This is a genomic window from Sphingomonas sp. (assembly GCF_048594985.1).
Lineage (GTDB): Bacteria > Pseudomonadota > Alphaproteobacteria > Sphingomonadales > Sphingomonadaceae > Sphingomonas_I.
Genome location: NZ_JBMDXG010000116.1, coordinates 1 through 4,498, shown reverse-complemented (window position 1 = coordinate 4,498; position 4,498 = coordinate 1). Strand labels below are relative to the sequence as shown.

Below are 4,498 nucleotides of genomic sequence, written 5' to 3'. Positions count from 1 at the left end.
GCGTTCCGCATCGCCAACGATACGCAGGTCGATCCGGCCGATCCCAAGCGTCCATTCTCGAAGCGTGACCTGATCGGTTGCCTGACGCTCGGGGCGGAGCGGTTCGGCTGGTCCGCCCGGCGCGCGCAGCCGGCAACCTTCCGCGACGGACGCTGGCTGGTGGGGATGGGGATGGCGTCGGCCTTCCGCAACAATTTGCTGATGAAGTCGGCGGCGCGCGTACGGCTGAACCAGCGCGGCATCGTCACGGTCGAAACCGACATGACAGATATCGGCACCGGCACCTACACCATCATCGCCCAGACGGCGGCGGAAATGATGGGCGTCGCGATCGACGCGGTCGAGGTGAAGCTGGGAGATTCCGCGTTCCCCGCCTCCGCCGGTTCGGGCGGACAATGGGGCGCCAACAACAGCACGGCGGGTGTCTATGCGGCGTGCGTGAAGCTGCGCGAAGCGGTGGCGGCGAAGCTTGGCTTCAATTCGACCGAGGCCGTGTTCGACGACGGCAAGGTCACGGCCGGCAACCGCAGCGCGAAGCTGGCCGATGCCGCCCGCGACGGGGAGATCGTGGTCGAGGACCTGATCGAATATGGCGATCTCGACCAGACCTACCAGCAGTCGACCTTCGGCGGGCATTTCGTCGAGGTGGCGGTCGACGCCTTTACGGGCGAGACGCGCATCCGCCGCATGCTGGCGGTCTGCGCGGCTGGCCGCATCCTGAATCCGAAATCGGCGCGCAGCCAGGTGATCGGCGCAATGACGATTGGGGCGGGCGCGGCGCTGATGGAGGAACTGGCGGTCGACAAACGGTTCGGCTTCTTCGTCAACCACGACCTCGCGGGCTATGAGGTTCCGGTCCACGCGGACATTCCGCACCAGGAGGTGATCTTCCTCGACGAGACCGATCCCATGTCTTCGCCGATGAAGGCCAAGGGGGTCGGCGAACTCGGCATCTGCGGCGTCGGCGCCGCGATTGCCAACGCGATCTACAATGCGACCGGGGTGCGCGTGCGGGACTATCCGATCACGCTCGACAAGCATCTCGACCGGCTGCCGGCGATCGCCTGACGCCCGATCCGATTCGATACGGATGAGACTGGGACGGCGCGCTCTTGAGAGAGTGGCGCCCCCGGGCCGGCTGTCGGCACCACGTCGAGGAGGCATCGGTGTCCGTAAATGGCTCGTGAGACCGGATCGCGGCTCAAAGGAGCATGATCGTGATCAAATAATCATTCCGGCACCCGTGCTAATCCATGTTAAATCATTGTCGGGAAATACTTTTTTTCCTGTGATCGGAACGACGCGTTGTCTCTTGGGGTTCTTGCCAGAGCCGAAGGAGACCTCGAATGTTCATGCACAATAAGAGGCTGCAATATACGGTTCGCGTCAGCGAGCCGAACCCGAAGCTTGCGACGATGATGCTGGAACAGTTTGGCGGCGCCGACGGCGAACTTGCGGCCGCGATGCGCTATTTCACGCAAGGGCTGGGCGAGGAAGACCCCGGCCGGAAGGACATGCTGCTCGATATCGCGACCGAGGAGCTCAGCCATCTCGAGGTGATCGGATCGATCGTGGCCATGCTCAACAAGGGCGTGAAGGCCCAGCTGGCCGAAGGCGCGATGGAGGAGGCCGAGCTCTACCGGACGATCGGGGCGAGCGGCACGAGCGCCAAGGAATCGCTCCTGTTCGGCGGCGGCCCGGCGCTGATCGATTCCGCCGGCGTGCCGTGGACCGCGGCCTATGTCGACAGCCGCAGCGAGCCCACGGCCGACCTGCGCTCCAACATCGCGGCGGAGAGCCGCGCGAAGATCGTCTACGAGCGGCTGATCAACATCACCGATGATCCCGGCATCAAGGAAGCGCTCGGCTTCCTGATGACGCGCGAGGTGGCGCACCAGAAATCGTTCGAGAAGGCTCTCTACTCGATCGAGGATAATTTCCCGCCGGGTAAGCTTCCGGGCATCGAGAAATATGCCAACATCTACGTCAACAGCTCGCCGGGCGAAGGCGACGCCACCGGACCGTGGAATTCGGGACCGCAATGGGAGCGGATCGACGACCTGTCGCAGTCCCTGCCGATCGACGGCGGCGACGGAACCGCGACGGTGGCGCTGGGTAGCGGCGACACCCAGCTTCTCGACAAGCTCGCCGCGCGGACGATGTCGGATCCGAACTCCGATCCGGTGACGGGCGTCGATCTCGGCGCCGGGCCCGGCGCGGGACGGGTGACCGGGGACGATCAGGGCGGCGCACCGGACATCCAGCAGGCGCCTGCCATGGCCGAGGCCACCGCGCCGAAATGAGCCGGAATGCCGGCGGATGCGTTTCCGCCGGCATTCACCCCGCCTGAAAGGGATCCCGCTTGGCTCCACCGCCGCCGCCCGAAGCCGGCGTCATCGAGGCGACAGCATATCGTGAAGGCGCGTCCCGGGTCAGCCTGGGACGCGCCTTTCGCAGCGTGTCCGTGCCCCGGGGCGGATCGCCGTGGAAAAGGTTCGGCGCTTTTTTCGGGCCCGGCACTCTGGTGGCCGTGGGCTATATGGATCCCGGCAACTGGGCCACCGACATCGCCGGCGGTTCGCGCTTCGGCTATCAGCTGCTGAGCGTCGTCCTGCTGTCGAGCCTGATGGCGATGCTCCTGCAGGCGCTTTCGGCCAAGCTGGGCATCGGCGCGGGCCGCGATCTCGCCCACGCATGCGGCGAGCGTTATCGCGGCCCGACGCGCATCGCCCTGTGGCTGCTGTGCGAGGTCGCGATCATCGCCTGCGACCTGGCCGAGGTGATCGGAACGGCGGTCGCGCTCCAACTCCTGTTCGGTATTCCGCTGGTCTGGGGCGTGTGCCTGACCGGGCTCAACGTCTTCGTCGCGCTGGCGCTGGAAAGACGGGGGTTCCGCAAACTGGAGGCCGCGATCGGCGGGCTGATGTGCCTGACCGGCCTGTGCCTCGCCGCCGAACTGCTCCTGTCGCGCCCGAACGTGGCGGGCGTCGCGCGGGGGCTCGTTCCCTCCGCGCAGATCGTCGCCGATCCGGCGATGCTCTATCTGGCGATCGGCATCATCGGGGCGACGGTGATGCCGCACAATCTCTACCTCCATTCGGCCGTGGTGCAGACGCGGCGCTTCCGCCGCGATCCGGCGGGCAAGCGCGAGGCGATCCGCTTCGCGACGATCGACAGCATGGTGGCGCTCAGCTTCGCTTTGCTGATCAACGCCGCGATCCTGATCCTCGCCGCCTCCGCCTTCCACCGGAGCGGGCAGACGGGCGTGACCGAGATCGGGGACGCGTACCGGCTGCTGTCGCCGACGCTGGGCGCCGGCGCGGCGAGCATCCTGTTCGGCGTGGCGCTGCTCGTGTCGGGGCAGAATTCGACCGTGACGGGCACGATCGCCGGCCAGATCGTGATGGAGGGGTTCACCCGCTTCCGCATGGCGCCGCACATAAGGCGCATCGTCGCGCGGCTGATCGCGATCGTGCCGGCGGCGATTGCCGTCATCCTCTATGGCGACGGCGGCACGACCGATCTGCTGATCGTCAGCCAGGTGGTGCTCAGCCTCCAGCTTCCGTTCGCGGTGGTGCCGCTGGTGCGGCTGACCGGCGACCGCGCGGTGATGGGGGAATTCGCCAACGGGCGGTGGCTGGCCGCGACCGCGTGGGCCATTGCCGGGCTCATCATCCTCCTGAACCTGATCCTGGTGGCGCAGCTGTTCCGCTGAGCCGCCGGAACGCTCAGCGCGAGCCCGTCCGACGGAGCACGTCCGCGATCCGCCGGTTGCCGATCAGGTAGACGATGCCGGTCAGGAAACTGGCGATGGGCACGATCAGCAGGCCATAGCTCAGGCCGTTCTCGACCTGCGCCTCGGTCGCGGCATCGCTGACCATGCCGACGATGAGCGGTCCGAGCGCGGGGCCGAGCAGGCCGGAGCCGATCATGCCCAGGCTCGACGCCATCGCCTCGTTGCCCTTGCCCGCGACGAGATGGCCCGTCCCGAACAGCCAGGGCAGCATGAAGGCGAAGGACAGCATGGTCGGCACGAACAGCGCGACCGAAAGCCACGGCACGGGGCTGAACAAGCCGGCCGTGACCGTCACGCTGGCGATCAGGAACAGCATAGCCGGGGGGCCGAGCAGCCGACCATGCCCCGCCCGCGCCGACCGATCGAACCAGCGCCCGCCGATCACGGTGCCGACGATCCCCATCAGCCCCTGCAGCAGGCCGAAGACCAGCCCGGCCTGCGTCGCGCTGAACCCATGCGTACGAATGAGGAAGGGCGCGGCGAACGCGTAAAAGGGGGTTGCCGCGAAGCCGACGATCACCGCCCCGCCGAACAGCCAGCGAAAGCCCGGCGACGAGGCCAGCCGCAGGCTCGCCCGCAGGAAAGGGGCGTCCGCTTTGGCCGTGCGCTTCAGCGGCGGCGTCGCGCCGGTTACCGCGAGCAGCAGCACCACCAGCAGGCCGCCGACGGCCCCTGCACCGACGAGGACGGAACGCCAGCCGA

4 protein-coding genes are annotated in these 4,498 nt (G+C 67.4%); 3 read left to right on the top strand and 1 reads right to left on the bottom strand.

The features are described from left to right. The 3 genes from ACOJSF_RS04270 to ACOJSF_RS04260 form a co-directional block, all read left to right on the top strand. Window positions 1-1,068: molybdopterin cofactor-binding domain-containing protein (locus tag ACOJSF_RS04270; protein ID WP_420140988.1), on the top strand; the 1,068-nt coding region annotated here is incomplete at its 5' end. Window positions 1,069-1,346: 278 nt separating this feature from the next. Beyond that, window positions 1,347-2,303 (top strand): manganese catalase family protein, encoded by a 957-nt coding sequence (locus tag ACOJSF_RS04265; RefSeq protein WP_420140987.1) that lies wholly within the window; start codon window positions 1,347-1,349, stop codon window positions 2,301-2,303. A gap of 59 nt (window positions 2,304-2,362) precedes the next feature. Further along, window positions 2,363-3,715, top strand: coding sequence for an Nramp family divalent metal transporter (locus ACOJSF_RS04260; protein WP_420140986.1), 1,353 nt, complete (start codon window positions 2,363-2,365; stop codon window positions 3,713-3,715). 13 nt (window positions 3,716-3,728) lie between these two features. Here ACOJSF_RS04260 and ACOJSF_RS04255 read toward each other — a convergent pair. Next, on the bottom strand, window positions 3,729-4,498 hold a 770-nt coding region (locus tag ACOJSF_RS04255), incomplete at its 5' end, for an MFS transporter (RefSeq protein ID WP_420140985.1).